Raw genomic sequence first — 17,185 nt, forward strand, 5'->3', positions numbered from 1 at the left:
AGCTTATTTTTATAATATATTAAAGGAATAAAAAGTTAAAATACTAACTCATAATATTAATATTATCCAGAGTTAGTATTTTTTTTCAAATTATTTAATCCAATTTTACTGATTCAATAGGTGATGCTACTAAAACATCTATATTTATTTCATTTTTTATTTCATTTTCTAATATAGCTATATCTATAACATTTTTCAGTGTATTTACTGGAATTATATTTATATCTTCTATTTTATTAAAATTTTCATTCCAATTATCCTTGGGTATTATTACTGTAGTTGCTCCAGCTTTTTTAGCCGCAAGTATTTTAGCGGACGCCCCACCAATAGGCTTTACTCCTCCAAGCAAACTAATTTCACCAGTCATGGCAACTTTATTATCTATAGGTTTCCCTTTCACTGCACTATAAATAGCTGTTGCTATTGTTATTCCTGCGGAAGGCCCATCCACAGGGACTCCACCAGGTATATTGACATGTATATCATATCCTTCGCAATCTAGATCAAATATATTATTTAAAACTGTTAATACATTTTGAATAGATGAATATGCGGTACTCTTTCTCTTTATTTTTCTATTGTTATTACTTATTTCTTCTTCTTCAACTATACCTGTTACTTTTAGTTCACCTTTTCTATGAGATATTTTTCTTGCCGTTGCTTCAATTTCCATTACCATTCCAATATTTGCTCCATATACTGCTAGCCCATTGACAATACCTATCTCAGGCTTATCTTTTATCTTTTTATTAGGTATTTCTATGTATTGACCATTTTCTATAACCCAGTCTATATCTTCCTCTGTTATATTTTTTCTATTTTCATTAATTGCAAAACCAGAACAAAGTTGTACTAGATTAACTACATCTCTTCCATTTGTACAATACCTACTAACAATATCAATACCTTTATCGGTTATTTCTAATCCTACTTTTGTGGCAGAATTTCTAGCTATTTTTTGTATTTCTTCTGGATGAAGTCCTCTAAAAAATATTTCTACACATCTTGATCTAATTGCTGGCACTATTTCATCTGGGCTTCTTGTAGTCGCTCCTATTAATCTAAAATCTGCTGGTAGCCCATTATCAAATATTTCTTTAATATAATCTGGTATATTAGGATTTTCAGAACTATAATACGAACTATCTAAAAACACTTTCCGATCTTCTAACACTTTCAAAAGTTTATTAAGTTCTGTTGAGTGTAATTCACCAATTTCATCAATAAATAAAATACCCCCATGTGCCTTAGTTACGGCACCTGCCTTTGGTTGTGGTATTCCTGCAACACCTAGTGACCCGGCCCCTTGATATATAGGATCATGAACAGATCCTATAAGTGGATCGGCAATACCTCTTTCATCGAATCTTATTGTTGTTGCATCTATTTCTATTATATTAGCACCTTTTTTAAATGGTGACCGCTCCATTTTCTTCGCTTCTTCCAACACTAGCCTTGCTGCTGCTGTCTTTCCAATACCTGGTGGACCATATATTATAACATGCTGAGGATTTGGACCACATAAAGCCGCCTTTAATGCTTTTATCCCCTGTTCTTGACCAATAATTTCTTCAAATGTTCTTGGTCTACTCTTTTCTGTTAATGGTTCAGTTAAACAAACACTTCTCATTTTTGCTAATTTGCTCATTTCTTTTTCGTTTTCTTTGTGAATAACCACTTTATTAGTGTGGTTATTCTTACTACTATTTATCATAAAGAATATAAATAGCACCATCATTAATATTTGTAACATGATTAGAATTTCTGTCATACGCTTCGCATTTACAATTTATAAATGCTCCCTCCCTTCCTAATTTCATATCTTTATTATTAACTTAAAGGTTCTTTTATATTCTATAAATTAAGGTTATTATTCCAAATTTTTATACTAATTTTATTTTACGCTTTAAATAAGTAATGTAGCCAAAAAATAAAAAGATAGTATTTCAAAAATTAATTTGAAATACTATCTCTTTTTTTTATAATTAAGCAGTTTCTATACTTTTTCTTTTCTTAGCTTTTTTAGATTTAATTTGAGGTCTAACAACCCCTTCTTCTAATCTAACAACCTCTGGTGCAGTTTTATTTTTAATACTATCTTCTGTTATAATTACTTTAGATATTCTTTCATCTGAAGGTACATCAAACATGGTTTCTATCATTGTTTCTTCCACTATTGACCTTAACCCTCTAGCCCCAGTTTTTCTTAAAATAGCTTCTTCTGCAATAGCTTTTAATGCAGCTTCTGTAAACTCAAGTTCAACATTATCTATTTCAAACAATTTATTATATTGTTTAACTAATGCATTCTTTGGCTTACTTAAAATATTAATTAAAGCTGAAGTATCTAAAGATTCTAATGTAACAACAATAGGTAGTCTTCCAACAAATTCAGGAATAAGACCAAATCTTAATAAGTCTCCAGGCATTATATCCTTTAACAACTTACCAACATCTCTCGTTTCCTTTGATTGTATTTGAGCTCCAAAACCTATTGAACTAACTCTTGTTCTCTTTTCAATAATTTTATCAACTCCATCAAAAGCTCCACCACAAATAAATAATATATTAGCAGTATTTATTTGTATAAATTCTTGATGAGGATGCTTTCTTCCACCTTGTGGAGGAACTGAAGCAACTGTACCTTCTAATATTTTTAATAGCGCTTGCTGAACTCCCTCTCCAGATACATCTCTAGTAATAGACGGATTTTCAGATTTTCTAGCTATTTTATCTATTTCATCTATATATATTATTCCTTTTTGTGCTCTTTCTACATCGTAGTCAGCATTTTGAATTAACTTTAATAGAATATTTTCAACATCTTCTCCTACATATCCAGCTTCAGTAAGAGTAGTAGCATCTGCAATAGCAAATGGTACATTTAAGTACTTAGCTAAGGTTTGAGCTAAAAGTGTCTTACCTGATCCAGTAGGACCTAATAAAAGTATATTACTTTTTTGTAATTCTACATCATCATCTGATGAATTAGCATTAATTCTTTTATAATGATTATAGACAGCAACTGCCATAGCCTTCTTAGCTTTTTCTTGACCAATTACATAATCATCTAAATTAGCTTTTATTTCCGCTGGTTTAGGCAACGCTGTAGTATCTAACTCAATGTGTTCTTCAAATTCATCTGTTATAATTTCAGAGCATAAATCTATACACTCATCGCATATATAAACTCCAGGTCCAGCGATTAATCTTTTGACCTGTTCTTGATTTTTCCCACAAAAAGAGCATTTCAATTGTTTTTTTTCTTCATTTTTAGCCATAAAATCCCCTCGCTTAGATTATTATAAAATTATTTCTTATAACTTTATTTTTCATTTTTACTAATTACTTTATCTACCAATCCATAATTCTTAGCTTCTTCTGCTGACATAAAGTAATCTCTTTCAACATCAGATTTAATTTTTTCTATAGTTTGGTTAGTATTTTCACTTAAAATATTATTTAACAAATCCTTAGTTCTTAATATTCTCTTAGCATGAATATCAATATCTGTTGCTTGACCTTGATAGCCACCTAAAGGTTGATGAATCATAACTTCACTATTTGGTAATGCAAATCTTTTACCCTTAGCACCTGATGAAAGCAAGAAAGCTCCCATTGAAGCTGCCATACCGACACATATAGTTGATACGTCTGGTTTTATATATTGCATAGTATCATAAATAGCCATACCAGCTGTAATTGATCCACCTGGACTATTTATATATATATATATATCTTTATCTGGATCTTCACTTTCTAAAAATAATAGCTGAGATACGATTAAGTTTGATGTTACATCATTTACTTCCCCACTCATCATTATTATTCTATCTTTTAATAATCTTGAGAAAATATCGTATGATCTTTCTCCTCTACTAGTTTGTTCTACAACCATTGGAACTAAATTCATTCTTTTTGCCTCCTTTTCTAAAATTTACCCTATTATATAATATATCCATTTATATAAAGATCCTATACTAAATTATATAAAATTTATATAATTTTGTTAATAGTTTATTCTAAATAATTGCCAGAATTAATTCTGGCAATCATTTATTCTTTATTATTCATTGTTTGTTGTTTATTGTTTGTTGTTTTCTAATAAGAAGTCTATTGATTTTCCAGTCTTAATATCTACTTCTAAAGCAACTCTTTGATTCTTAATTAATAAATCAACCATGCTTGCATCATCTGCTGCATACATTTTAGCTACTTCTTCAGCTTTTACTTTTATTTCTTCTTCTGAAACTTCAATTTTTTCAGCTACTTCTACTGCTTCTAATACTAAGTCAGTTCTAACTTTTCTTTCAGCATTTTCTTTCATATATTCTCTCATCTTAACTGCATCTGTTCCAGTAAATTGGAAATATTGCTCTAATGTTAAGCCTTGTTGTGAAAGTCTTGTTTCTAAGTTTTTAACCATTATATCTATTTCTTTTTCTATCATAATAGTTGGAACTTCGATTGTAGCATTTTCAACTACTGCGTTAATTACCGCATCTTCATATTCATTTTTTACTTTAGCTGCATTTTCTTCTGTCATAGTTTTAACTATATCTTCTTTCATTTGAGCTAATGTATCAAATTCTGAAACTTCCTTAGCAAATTCATCATCTAATTCTGGTAATTCTTTTGACTTAACTTCTTTTATAGTAACTTCGAATTTAGCATCTTTACCGTTTAATTCATCTTTTCCGTAGCTTTCAGGGAAAGTTACATTAACTTCAACATTATCTCCTGATTTAGCTCCCACTAATTGAGTTTCGAAAGTATCTATAAAAGAACCTGATCCGATTTCTAATGAATAATCTGATCCTTCTCCACCATCAAAAGCAACTCCATCAACGAATCCTTTAAAGTCAATAATAGCTATGTTTCCATTTTCTATTATTCCATCTTCTTTAACTTCAACTCTTGAGCTCTTTTCTTGTGTTTCTTTTAATTTAGCATTTACGTCTTCTTCAGTAACTTCATAACTTGGTTTTTCGATTTTTAAGCCTTTATATTCTCCAAGTTTAACTTCTGGATATACTGTTATTTGAGCAGTATAAACAAAATCCTTACCTTCTTCAGCAGTAATTACTTCTATTTGTGGGTAATCAACTGGGTTGATTTTATTTTCATTTAATAATTGTGGATATGAAGCATCTATTGCAAAATTAACTGCATCTTCAAGTAAAACTTCTATTCCGTATTGTTGTTTAACTATTGCCATTGGCACTTTACCTTTTCTGAATCCAGGTATATTAAAGTTTTTAGCATTTTTATTATAAGACTTGTTTAAAGCAGCTTGAAATTCCTTTGCTGCAACCTTTACCTCAAATTTAACAACGTTAGTTTCTATTCTTTCCATTTTAGCTTCCATTATATTCTTCCTCCTGAAATAGTATATACTATAATTTTTATTGATATAACTAGCTTATTATAACATATACTTATAATTATATTCAAACTTTTGTTTTCTTAAACCTTTATTGATGGTAATTATATTAAAACTCTTATTTTTTCAAGCTTCCTTAATCTAATTAACTAAATTATTATCATTATTTATATATTTGATATTACCATCTATTGTAACTTCAATACCTTTTTCTTTAATATTTCCGATAATTATATCTTTACCTTTACTTTGCCACAAAGTAATTTCATTTTTACCATCAATATCTATTAGCCATAAATATTGATTAAGACCACTACCAAAATAAGGCATATTAGTTTTATACACTATTTTTTTGTCATTTATGAACTTTGCACTTTTATGCCACAAATAATCTTTATAGGTGCTTTGCACTATATCCTTTTTGAAAATTTCTCCTTTTGGTGAAACATAACTATCTTTAGTAATATTTTTTTCTTCGCCTTTTGTATTAATAACTTTAATATTTTGTTTATCATCTGTTACTACTACAAGTTGTTTCGAAGGACTAATATTATATTCAATACCTTCTGGAATTTCTTTAGCCTCCTTAAATTTAATTACCCCTTCTAATTCTTCATATTCTACTTTCAAAATTTTTCCTTCACTAATCTTTAATTCCATAATTTTAGCTTTTGGCACTATTGGTTCTATCGGCGCTTCAGATGTTGATTCTATATTCGGGACTTCATCTACTATCTTGTTTTCAGAAGTGTCCTCATCAACCCATTTTTGTATTTTTGCTTTAACATCTGTAAAATTAAAAGTTTTAGTTGTAAACTTTACTCCCAAAACAACTACTATTAAGAAAGCTATAATTGAAATAGTAGTTATTATTCTTTTACGCTTTCTAATTTGTCTTTCGTAATCTCTACTAAATATACTAGGTTTTCTCAAACTATTACCCTCCTAGATTAATTAATAAAATATATTATATACTATATTTTTAAAAATAAAAAACATATTTTTCTTTAGTATTTATTTTTAACGTGTCTTACAACAACCTTTTCCACTAGTTGAACAACATCCGCCAGTTTTACCACAGCAACTCTTTTTAGATTGCTCCATCCCAAGTTCTTTTAGTTCATCTATAGTTAACTTAGCTTCATTTTCCGTATAATCCTCATAATCTGGAGATACTTTTAATATATCCTCTTTTTTTATTTCTATCATCTATATCACCTCACTTTTATATTAACATATTATATTTCTTATTTGTTAATTTACAATAGTATTTTCAACAAATTTCACAATAAAATCAATAAAGTTATAATTATTACTTTTATTAATTTAATTCTATAAAACTATTGGATTTTTCTGATTTTTATTATATAATATTGTTATAAATAACTTTAATATAATTCTATTTTTCATTATACTTTTAATATGCCCATACCCTTCTACTAATATTGCATTAGTAGATTTATAATAAAACCCCACACTATATCCATTTATTCCCTTTCTCGAATGGATATAAACCCTTTAACCTGTACAATAATTATTGTACAGGTTTTGTTTTTGTCGGTTTTTGTTGTGTACTAATTTTTCAATATTATAAATTTTTCACTTCTAAAAAAACATATGTAGCTTTATTTACATAAAAATAACTAAGGCAGCTAAGAAATACACTAATCAATATTCTAGTGTTTTTTCAGCTGCCTAAATATAATAAGAAATTTATTTTAACTTTTATTAAACGTAACCCATAGGATCTACAGGTTGTGCATTAATTCTAATTTCAAAATGCAAGTGAGGCCCTGTGCTCATACCAGTAGAACCTACTAATGCAATAGTTTCTCCTCTAGTAACATTTTGATTTACAGAAACATTCAAACTATTTGCATGTCCATATAAAGTTGTTACTCCACCACCATGATCAATTATAACGCTGTTTCCATAACCATTTATCCAGCCTGCATATGTTACAACTCCACTTTTGGATGCTTTTATCGGTGTATTAGTTGCATTTCCAAAATCTACTCCATTATGAAATCCTGGTTGAAGAGTTACTGGATTAGTTCTTCCACCAAAAGGATCTGTAATAGGTCCATCTGTAGGTCTTAAGAACCCTTCACCAGTATTCTCATTATTGTTTGTTCCACTATTGTTGTTGCTCTCATTATTGGTGCTATTATTGTTACTCTCATTACCGGTTCCATTATTATTATCACTCTCATTACTATTTTCATTAGTACTCCCACTATTGTTCCCGTTGTTGCTATTACTAATACTATTAAATATATTATCTAACTGTGCCTTAAGATCATCATTATATGATACTAAATCTCCTATTTTTTCTTGCAACGCTATTTCTTCTGCTGTTAAAGTTGCAATTAAATTTTGTTTTTCAGATTCTAGCGCTAACAATTTATTCATTTGAATTTGCTTAGCATCTTTTATAACTACAAATTCTTTTTGAGCTTCAAAAATTTCATTTTGTTTATAAGATATATCCTCTTTATCCTTCTTTTCTTTAGCTACTCTCTTATCAAGATTATCTTTTTCTACAGCTAATTCTTTTTGGAATTTTTTAATACTGTCCATTAACTCTTTATCTATATTAATAACTCTTGATATAGCTTGTATATTACTTAATAGTTGTCCTAGCCCATCGCTTTTAATTATCATATATATGTATTGTAATGTTATATTCATTTTATAGTAACTTCTAATTCTTTTACCTAATATATCTCGAGTTTTTACTAACTCTTCTTCTTTTTGGTCAATTAATTTTTCTTTTTGTGAAATTTCAGCTTCTGCATCATCTATTGATTTTTGAATTACATTTATATCTTCCTGTAATTTATCAATCTTAACTTGAAAAACTTCAACATCTTTTTCTGCTACTGAAAGTTCCGCACCTTTATTCTCTATTTCCTCAAGTAATTTATCTAATTCACTACCTTGGGTTGCCTTGTCTTCTTCTATTTTATTTTTATCTTTATCTATTTCATTCATAGCCTCTTTATTAACTTCCATTTCATTTTTAATCGCATCTGACGATTCTGCAAAGACAGATACATAGCTTGTACTAAAAAATATAAGACATAATACTATTATAATTTTATTTTTTATTTTATTCATCTTTCTCCTCTTAATCTACTCTAAACCAAATTTTTGAATTTCTTTAATTATCCACTCATCTCCAACTAACTCCATATTAGTAAGGAACATACTCTCTTCTCTATTTTTAGATAATAAAAACATTTTTTTATCTATAGAATAATTAATTTTTATAACTATTTGAGCTTTATATAAATTATCTTCATATTTAAATTCACTATTTTCTATTTTTGTTTCTAATTCACTTATTTCATAGTTATTTTTAAATATTAAACTTTTTTTATTAATTTCATCATATATTTTTCTTTGGATTTCTTCATTAGTTAAAACTATTAGCCTATAGTCTCTTTTATTTAAAGCATTAAAAACACTTTCATAAAATTTATTAATGCTTAATTCTATCTGCGTAGTTAGTTCCTCATTTACCATATTAATATCTATATTTATATTAGGCGAATCATTTACTTTTATTTTTTCGCTTTTAATAATGCCCCATGGGAATTCCCTTTGTACACCTATATCAATACTTTCATTAGTTGGAATTGGTCCATAATCACCAATTTCACTAACTTTTTTATTTATATCCTTATCATTTATAAGAACCTTTGCATCATTAAAATTAGATGTAATATTTAAATCAACTGCCTCTAAATTTATAGATACTTCTTCATTTTGAATTAATGAAACTTCAATTTCTTTTTCAACATCGCCATAATTGGTCTTAAGTATTGCTTTTATTTTATACAATCCAGGAACTATCCCACTACTACGATTATCTTCATTTAATTCATTGCTATCTACAAATATTTTTGCATTTGAGAAATTACAGTTAACCTTTATATCTACAGTATTTACTTCTAAATAGTAATCCTTCCAAATTCCTTTTTTATTACTTTTAATTGTAAATACTTCACCTACCCCACTATTTTTAAGTTCACTTAATACTTTATTAATCTTTGTAGTATCTGAATTATAATATTTAATTAAGGGATCTAATTCACTTCTACTTACCTTTTTATCCGCTACTAATATGTCTCCATAAATTTTGCTACTGTCTCCTTGTTTCATAGATATTTCTAAATCATTTAATAGTTTATCTTCGCTAGTTATAAAACCCTTACCTGATACCATTAGTAAAATTATAATTATTATAGATATACTAGTTATTAGATATTTTCTTACTTTAATAAAAGAAACTATACCTTTTTTATTAATTTTCCCAAGCTCTAATTTAAAATTATTAATATAATCCTTAACCTTAGATAAAATCTCATTATTTTTTTTCATTCCAACCTCACTTAAGCCTATTTAAATAAATAACGGTCCACTTATATTACTCTAAAATATCTATAATCCATTTATCGCATTCTATACATTTATAAATTCTTATAACAAATAGATCTAGAGGTTTTACTGAAGTTTGCACTCCTAAAGCTTCTATTTCCTCTCTTGTTACAAATTCATCATCTTCATTAAGAAATCCTTGTATTTCAACTATATAATTTTCACTTGTTTTTTCACAACAATCATTAACACTTGTACACTCTATTTTTTCATAAGTTAACTCACTACTTAAATCTTGTATAATTGGTATTATATCTCCAAATTCGTCTATATTATCTAAAAATTCCGCTCTCTTAAATACTAAATCTTTAATTTTAAATAATTCCATCATAATTTTTACCTCTTTTTATCTTAATTTTATATATATTAACACAGTTTTCCAAGTTATTTAACTGTTTTTTAATGTAAATTTTATATAAAGACATATCGCTTTATGATATAATTTACAAATAATTAAATTTTATTCAATTGGAGGTAATTTATGATTTTTGATAGCCACATGCATTCTAAATTTTCCACCGATAGTATTATGCTTATAGAAGATGCTATTAATACTTCTAATAAAAATAATATGGGTATCATTTTAACAGAACATACAGATTTAAATTATCCAGTATTAGATGAGTTTAGATGTGATATCCCTAGTTATTTATCAACCTATGAAAAATATAAATCCCATTCTTTATTACTTGGTATAGAAATAGGATTAGCCAAAGATATCTATGATGGTAATAATGAAATTACCACTAACTTTAATTTTGATTATGTTATAGGATCTATTCATTCAGTAAATAATATGGATATTTATAATAACTATATAAATACTAATTATCCTAAAAAGAAGTTTTTTCAAAACTACTTAGATGATATGTTAGAATGCTCAAAGCTTTATAATAACTTTGATGCACTTGGTCATATAGATTATCTTTGTAGGTATGCACCTTTTGATAATAATGAAATCTTAGTAGCTGATTATAAAGATACTCTTTCTGAAATTATGAAGACATTAATTTCTAAGGATAAGGTCTTAGAGTTAAACACTGCACGTTTAACTTCTAAAGAAGCTCAAGAATCACTTTTTGATATATATACTCTTTATAAAGACTTAGGCGGTGTCCATATAACACTAGGTTCTGATGCACATAAAGCATCGGATATTTTTAGAAACTTTACCCTAGCTCAGGAAATGATTTCTAAAATAGGTCTTAGAGGAATTTATTTTAAAGAAAGGTCTCCTCAGTATTTTTAACAAATTAAAAAAAGCTAAATTTAGCATTATTGCTAAATTTAGCTTTTATTTAGACATTTTTTAAAATAACTAGTAAATATGTTAGTGTATTTTCTTCAGATCTCTTACACTTTCTCTATTTCTTTTCTTTCACCTTTAAAATTATTTATTTTTTCTTTTCTCTTTATTAACTGAGCCTCTACTTCATCAACAGATATGCCAAGCTCTGCCATCATAACTAACAAGTGATAACTCAAGTCACATATCTCATTGATTTGCTCTTCCTTATCAGTTCCCTTTGCGCTTATAATAACCTCCGTTGATTCTTCCCCAATTTTCTTTAATATTTTATCTATTCCCTTTGCAAACAAATAAGAGGTGTATGAACCTTCCTCTTTTGAATTCTTTCTTCCTAATATAACCTCATATAAATCCTTCATTATGTTTTCCATATAATTTTCCCCCTTTTATAATGCGCCCTAAACTTTTATTTTATTTCATATGTTTAACTCTCTATAAAAACAACTTCTTTCCCCTGTGTGACAAGCTACTCCTTTAGGATCTACTAAAACTAATAATGTATCTTCATCACAATCTATTCTTATTTCCTTAACTATTTGAATATTTCCTGAAGTTGCTCCCTTATTCCATAACTCATTTCTACTTCTACTATAAAACCAGGTAGTTCCCGTTTCAAAAGTTTTAGTTAAACTTTCCTTAGACATATACGCAAGCATTAAAACTTCCTTACTTATATAATGTTGAACTATTGTTGGAACTAACCCGTTCCCCTTATTAAAGTCTATTATATTAACATTCTCTAAAATATTCCCCAAAATAATTCTCCTTCTACTAACTATATTTTCAATTTTCCTTATATCCAGTTGCACTAATTATATATAAGAAATGTTTACTTACCTTAAACCTCTTCAAAAAAATAACTAGTCAATACGCTAATCTATTTTGATCCTTACTTACTTAAATTAACCATATTAAAATCTCATTGGAATATTTTTTGTATTTAAGAATCTCTTAACTTCATCTACTGTTAATTCTCCATAGTGAAATAAAGATGCTGCAAGCGCTGCATCTGCGCCTCCATCTTTAAACACATCATAGAAATGTTCTAAGTTCCCACATCCACCTGATGCTATTACTGGCACATTTGTAGCATTGCTTACTGTTTTAGTTAACTCTAAATCAAATCCTTTTTTAGTTCCATCTGCATCCATTGAAGTTAATAGAATTTCTCCGGCCCCAAGGTTTGTTGCTTCTTCTATCCACTTTACCGCATCTATGCCAGTATCTATTCTTCCACCATTTATAACGACATTCCATCCTGTATCATCATTACGTTTTTTAGCATCTACTGCTAAAACTATACATTGACTTCCAAAATAGTAAGATCCCTCTTTTATTATATTTTTATCCCTAACCGCTGCTGAATTTAAACTTACTTTATCCGCTCCAGCTCTTAATATTGCTTTGATATCTTCTAGGTTTGCTATTCCCCCACCAACTGTAAATGGAATAAACACTCTTTCTGCAGTTCTTTCAACCACTTGTATCATTGTCCCTCTACCCTCATGAGTAGCTGTAATATCTAAGAAAACTAATTCATCAGCACCCTGCTTATTATAAAACTCCGCCAGTAGAACTGGATCTCCAATATCTACTAAACCTTTAAAATTTATTCCCTTAACAACTCTCCCATCCTTAACATCCAAACAAGGTATTATTCTTTTTGTATGCATACCGTCACCTACTCTTCCTTACATAAGTTTATAGACTCTTCTAAAGATAGTGTCTTTGCATAAATAGCTTTTCCAGTTATTGCTCCATACACACTTATATCCATTAACTCTTTTATATCTGATATGTTAGCAATTCCACCCGAAACAGTAATATCTATGTTTACTTCCTTCTTTAACTTTTTAATCATATCTACATTTGGTCCCTCTAATGTTCCATCTTTGCTTATATCAGTTACAATTATATTTTTAACACCTAATCTTTCAAGGTCCTTTGCAAAATCTATATAATAAATTTCACTACCTTCTAGCCATCCTTTTCCATAGGCATATCCATTTTTGCAATCTATTCCTACTGCTATTTTTTCTCCGAAATTTTCAACAGCCTTTTTAACTAGTTCTCTATCTTCCATCGCTATTGTTCCCAGTATCACCCTTGAAATTCCATTATTAATTAGATACTCTATTGTTTCAAAGGTTCTTATTCCTCCACCAACCTCAACAGGAATATCTAAAGCATTAGCTACTTTTATAATAAGTCCTCCATTAACTGATTTTCCTTTTTTGGCTCCATCTAAATCAACTAAATGAATAAATTCTGCCCCTTGTTTTTGAAAAGATAATGCAGTTTCTAAAACATCTTCTGCAACAATTTCTTTTCTGTTATAGTTCCCTTGATATAACCTAACAGGTTTTCCATCTATAATATCTATTGCAGGTATAATTATCATTTAATCATCTCCCCAAAGTTCTTTAAAATTTTAAGCCCTATATCTCCACTTTTTTCTGGATGAAATTGTGCCCCTATAATATTGCCTCTTCTTACTATGCCTGGTATAATTAATTCACCATAACTTGAAGATGCTACTAAATCTTCATTGTTATATCCTTTAACATAAAAACTGTGCACATAGTAGACAAAACTATCCCCAGTTAAACCCTTAGTTATTATATCTTGTTTATTAAAATCTAAACTATTCCATCCCATATGAGGAATTTTCACTTCTTCCTTAGGTTCCATTTTGACAATATCTCCATGTAAAAGTCCAAGCCCCTCTGTCTCTTCTGATTCATAACCTTTATTAAAAAGCATTTGCATACCTAAGCATATACCTAGTAAAAATTTTCCTTTTGCACATTCTTCTTTTATAACTTTATCTAAAGAGTTTTCACATAAGTTATCCATAGCCTCTTTAAAAGCTCCTACGCCTGGAAGAATCAATGCTTTTGCAGCTCTTATTTCATTAGGAGATGATGATATTTTGCACTCTAAACCTAAAACCTTTAAGGCATTATATACACTTTTTAAATTTCCCATTCCATAATCTATAATAACAATCATAAATACCCTCCTAAAATCTAAAATAATAGCCCATAAAAATCTATAGTTTACACCATATAAAAATCAACGTTTTTATGTAACTAACTACATATTTCTATATCATTCCTTTACTAGAAGGTAATAAGTCTGCTCTATCTCCTATTGATATCGCTTCTTTTAAAGCTCTTCCTAAAGCCTTAAATAATCCTTCTATTTTATGATGATCATTTTCACCATAAAGAACTCTTCCATGAAGTGTAATCCCAGCATTAAAAGCAAATGCTCTAAAAAACTCTTTAACCATTTCTGTTGAAAAACTCCCTATTGATTCTCTTTTAAATTCTCCTTCAAAATGCAAAAATCCTCTTCCACTTATATCTAAAGAAACAGTTACTAACGCTTCATCCATAGGAATATAAAATGTTCCATATCTTTTTATACCAATTTTATTTCCTAAAGCTTCATTAACACATTTTCCAAGAGCAATTCCTACATCTTCAACTAGGTGATGATCACAAACTTCAATATCACCCCTAACATCTAAATCAATATCTATTCCACTATGGAAAGATAACAGTGTTAGCATATGATCAAAAAAACCAACACCTGTATCTATGCTGCTATTTCCTTCTCCATCTAAATTAATTTTTAATTTAATACTTGTCTCATTTGTTATTCTTTCGATTTTACTAATTCTATTCATAACATTTTCCCTCCATTATAAACAAAGGCTTTTCTAATAGTCTCTACTACTTTATTATTTTCGAATTCTGAACCAACTGTTATTCTAAATGAATCATCACTAAAATTTCTTATAACTATTCCTTTGTTATTTAAAGCTTTAATTAATACATCCTTATAATTAGTTCTTCCAAAAATATAGTTAGCAGATGATTTATAAAACTTTATTTCTAAAGAACTTTCTTTTTGTAATTCTTTAAGATTTGAAAATAGCTTTTCTCTTTCCTCTATTATTACATTTGAATCTAATATTACTCTCTCCGTATTTCCTAGCATATTTTCAGCTACAACTTGAGAAAGCGAATTCACATTATAAGGAACTTTGTAATCTCTTAATTTTTTTATAAGCTCCTCATTTCCAATTAAAAACCCAATTCTAATAGCCGCAAGACCCCATGCCTTTGATAGTGTTCTTGTAACTAACAAATTCTTATATTCATTTATATATTCAACTATACTTTCTTTATTAAATTCATAATAAGCTTCATCAATAACTACTTTTGTATCTTTGAAAGCTTTTAATAGCTCTATAATAGCTTCATTAGGCAAAGCGAAACCAGTTGGATTATTTGGATTCGAAAACATTATTAAATCAACATTACTTTCAATTCCAAACATAATGAAATCTTGTATATCAAAACTACCATCTTCATTTACCTTATATTTAATTATTTCTCCATCATTTAAGGTCGCATAAAAATCATACATAGAGAAATCTGGATCTAGGGTTAAAATTCTTTTACCTTTTCCAATAGTTGAGCCTATAACTAGTGATAACATTTCATCTGAGCCATTTCCCATTATTATATTTTCTGCCTTTACTTTTGCATATTTTGCATAACAGGCTCTTACCTTTAATCCTTCAGTATCTGGATACCTATTTAATTCAACATTCTTCATTAATGTTATTATTTTAAATAGATTTTTTTCATCAAGTGCTATATAGCTTTCATTTCCATTTAATCTTATTCCTTTTTCATCTACTCCATTATCATACAAGTTAACTTCTTTCATTTAATTCAACCTCACTTTCACAGAATTTGCATGTGCTGTTAACCCTTCTTTTTGGGCTAACAAAATTATCTTTTCACCATGTTTTTTAAGGGCTTCTTCTGAATAATAAAGATATGAAGATTTTTTTATAAAGCTATCTACTGATAATGGCGAAAAAAACCTTGCTGTTCCGTTAGTTGGAAGCACGTGATTTGTTCCCCCAAAATAATCCCCAACTGGTTCGGGTGAATAATGTCCTAAAAATACTGAACCAGCATTTTTAACTTCTCCTAATAACTCCATAGGATTCTCTGTCATTATTTCTAAATGTTCTGGTGCTAATATATTTGATATTTCAATACATTCCTTTAAGTTATCGCATACTATTGCTATTCCAAAATTCTTAAGAGATTCTTTTATTATTTCCTTTCTTTCTAGCTCTTCAACTTGCTTTTCAAGTTCCTTCTCTACATTTTTATATAACTCCATTGATGTTGTTACTAAAATAGAAGAAGCTAACTTATCATGTTCTGCCTGTGACATTAAATCAGCTGCAATATATTTAGGATTGGCATTTTTATCACCAATAACTAATATTTCACTTGGCCCTGCAATCATATCTATATCAACTTTTCCAAAGACTAATCTTTTAGCAATTGCTACAAACATATTTCCAGGTCCAACTATTTTATCTACTTTAGGAATAGTTTCTGTTCCATAAGCTAATGCTCCAACTGCTTGTGCTCCTCCAACTTTATATATCTTATCTATTCCTGAAATTTTAGCAGCTACTGCAATATATGGGTTTATTCCGCCATCTTTACTTGGTGGAGTAACCATTATTATTTCTTTTACTCCAGCAACTTTAGCTGGAATAACATTCATTAAAACTGAAGAGGGATAGGCCGCAGTTCCTCCTGGAACATATATCCCTACCTTTTCTAAAGGAATGACTCTTTGGCCCATATAAACTCCATCTTCCTTATTTAAAATATATCCTCTATTTTTTTGATTTTCATGATACTCTTTTATATTTAAGGCTGCCTCTTGTAAGGCATTAATAAATTCTTTTTCTACTAATTTAAAAGCATTATCTAATTCTTCACTTTTAACCTCTAATTCTTTTAAATCTACCCCATCAAATTCTTTAGTAAATGATAATAAAGCCTTATCCCCAAGCTTTTTAACTTTACTAAGTATATTTGAAACTTTTGCTACAACTTCTAAATCGTCGTCTTTTTCTCTTTCCTTTAATTCTTTTATTAATGCTGTTTTGTTTTTTTCTGTTAACTCCATTAATCTAAGCATTTAGCCCCACCCCTTTA

At 28.7% G+C, this 17,185-nt stretch carries 19 protein-coding genes; 1 reads left to right on the forward strand and 18 read right to left on the reverse strand.

Translation table 11 applies throughout. The annotated features are described in order from the left end of the window. Positions 1–94: 94 nt before the first annotated feature. The 10 genes from lonB to J1C67_RS02700 all read right to left on the reverse strand — a co-directional run bounded on the left by lonB (position 95) and on the right by J1C67_RS02700 (position 10,157). Complete coding sequence (gene lonB, locus J1C67_RS02655) at positions 95–1,771, reverse strand: ATP-dependent protease LonB (RefSeq protein WP_167865691.1); 1,677 nt, start codon at positions 1,769–1,771, stop codon at positions 95–97. A gap of 214 nt (positions 1,772–1,985) precedes the next feature. Continuing rightward, complete coding sequence (gene clpX / locus J1C67_RS02660; RefSeq protein WP_167865692.1) at positions 1,986–3,281, reverse strand: ATP-dependent Clp protease ATP-binding subunit ClpX; 1,296 nt, start codon at positions 3,279–3,281, stop codon at positions 1,986–1,988. A gap of 44 nt (positions 3,282–3,325) precedes the next feature. Beyond that, positions 3,326–3,913 carry an ATP-dependent Clp endopeptidase proteolytic subunit ClpP gene (clpP, locus tag J1C67_RS02665; protein WP_089968846.1) on the reverse strand — a complete coding sequence of 196 codons (588 nt, stop codon included), beginning with the start codon at positions 3,911–3,913 and terminating at the stop codon, positions 3,326–3,328. A 171-nt stretch (positions 3,914–4,084) separates the two neighbouring features. Further along, positions 4,085–5,368 carry a trigger factor gene (gene tig, locus J1C67_RS02670; RefSeq protein ID WP_089968843.1) on the reverse strand — a complete coding sequence of 428 codons (1,284 nt, stop codon included), beginning with the start codon at positions 5,366–5,368 and terminating at the stop codon, positions 4,085–4,087. A gap of 156 nt (positions 5,369–5,524) precedes the next feature. Further along, on the reverse strand, positions 5,525–6,316 hold the full coding sequence (locus tag J1C67_RS02675) for a hypothetical protein (protein ID WP_089968841.1): 792 nt from the start codon (positions 6,314–6,316) through the stop codon (positions 5,525–5,527). An 87-nt stretch (positions 6,317–6,403) separates the two neighbouring features. Beyond that, complete coding sequence (locus J1C67_RS02680; protein ID WP_089968838.1) at positions 6,404–6,592, reverse strand: hypothetical protein; 189 nt, start codon at positions 6,590–6,592, stop codon at positions 6,404–6,406. Positions 6,593–6,715: 123 nt separating this feature from the next. Further along, entirely contained in the window at positions 6,716–6,859 is a 144-nt protein-coding gene (locus tag J1C67_RS02685) for a hypothetical protein (RefSeq protein ID WP_207253554.1), read from the reverse strand. A gap of 252 nt (positions 6,860–7,111) precedes the next feature. Continuing rightward, a complete protein-coding gene (locus J1C67_RS02690; protein ID WP_167865693.1) occupies positions 7,112–8,503 on the reverse strand; it encodes a murein hydrolase activator EnvC family protein in 1,392 nt (463 codons plus the stop codon). A gap of 15 nt (positions 8,504–8,518) precedes the next feature. Continuing rightward, entirely contained in the window at positions 8,519–9,769 is a 1,251-nt protein-coding gene (locus J1C67_RS02695) for a TcaA 3rd/4th domain-containing protein (protein ID WP_167865694.1), read from the reverse strand. A gap of 46 nt (positions 9,770–9,815) precedes the next feature. Next, a complete protein-coding gene (locus J1C67_RS02700) occupies positions 9,816–10,157 on the reverse strand; it encodes a hypothetical protein (RefSeq protein WP_167865695.1) in 342 nt (113 codons plus the stop codon). 150 nt (positions 10,158–10,307) lie between these two features. Here J1C67_RS02700 and J1C67_RS02705 point away from each other — a divergent pair, with 150 nt between their 5' ends. Further along, a complete protein-coding gene (locus J1C67_RS02705) occupies positions 10,308–11,075 on the forward strand; it encodes a histidinol phosphate phosphatase (RefSeq protein WP_167865696.1) in 768 nt (255 codons plus the stop codon). A gap of 104 nt (positions 11,076–11,179) precedes the next feature. On the opposite strand, the gene hisE is transcribed toward J1C67_RS02705, so the two are convergent. From hisE to hisD, 8 genes are all read right to left on the reverse strand, one after another. After that, complete coding sequence (hisE, locus tag J1C67_RS02710; protein WP_167865697.1) at positions 11,180–11,506, reverse strand: phosphoribosyl-ATP diphosphatase; 327 nt, start codon at positions 11,504–11,506, stop codon at positions 11,180–11,182. A gap of 45 nt (positions 11,507–11,551) precedes the next feature. Further along, positions 11,552–11,890, reverse strand: coding sequence for a phosphoribosyl-AMP cyclohydrolase (gene hisI / locus J1C67_RS02715; protein ID WP_167865698.1), 339 nt, complete (start codon positions 11,888–11,890; stop codon positions 11,552–11,554). A gap of 156 nt (positions 11,891–12,046) precedes the next feature. Continuing rightward, positions 12,047–12,808: an imidazole glycerol phosphate synthase subunit HisF gene (gene hisF, locus J1C67_RS02720; RefSeq protein WP_167865699.1), complete on the reverse strand. Its 762-nt coding sequence runs from the start codon at positions 12,806–12,808 to the stop codon at positions 12,047–12,049. A gap of 8 nt (positions 12,809–12,816) precedes the next feature. After that, complete coding sequence (gene hisA / locus J1C67_RS02725; RefSeq protein ID WP_167865700.1) at positions 12,817–13,536, reverse strand: 1-(5-phosphoribosyl)-5-[(5-phosphoribosylamino)methylideneamino]imidazole-4-carboxamide isomerase; 720 nt, start codon at positions 13,534–13,536, stop codon at positions 12,817–12,819. After that, positions 13,533–14,147, reverse strand: a complete 615-nt coding sequence (hisH, locus tag J1C67_RS02730; protein WP_167865701.1) for an imidazole glycerol phosphate synthase subunit HisH — start codon at positions 14,145–14,147, stop codon at positions 13,533–13,535. The genes hisA and hisH overlap by 4 nt, the downstream gene beginning before the upstream one ends. A gap of 94 nt (positions 14,148–14,241) precedes the next feature. Beyond that, positions 14,242–14,829, reverse strand: a complete 588-nt coding sequence (gene hisB / locus J1C67_RS02735; RefSeq protein WP_167865702.1) for an imidazoleglycerol-phosphate dehydratase HisB — start codon at positions 14,827–14,829, stop codon at positions 14,242–14,244. Further along, complete coding sequence (gene hisC, locus J1C67_RS02740) at positions 14,826–15,881, reverse strand: histidinol-phosphate transaminase (protein WP_089968811.1); 1,056 nt, start codon at positions 15,879–15,881, stop codon at positions 14,826–14,828. Before hisC ends, hisB begins: the two co-directional genes overlap by 4 nt. Continuing rightward, positions 15,882–17,168, reverse strand: coding sequence for a histidinol dehydrogenase (gene hisD, locus J1C67_RS02745; protein WP_089968808.1), 1,287 nt, complete (start codon positions 17,166–17,168; stop codon positions 15,882–15,884). Positions 17,169–17,185 lie beyond the last annotated feature (17 nt).

The organism is Clostridium gasigenes (assembly GCF_017348895.1).
GTDB classification, from domain to species: domain Bacteria; phylum Bacillota; class Clostridia; order Clostridiales; family Clostridiaceae; genus Clostridium; species Clostridium gasigenes.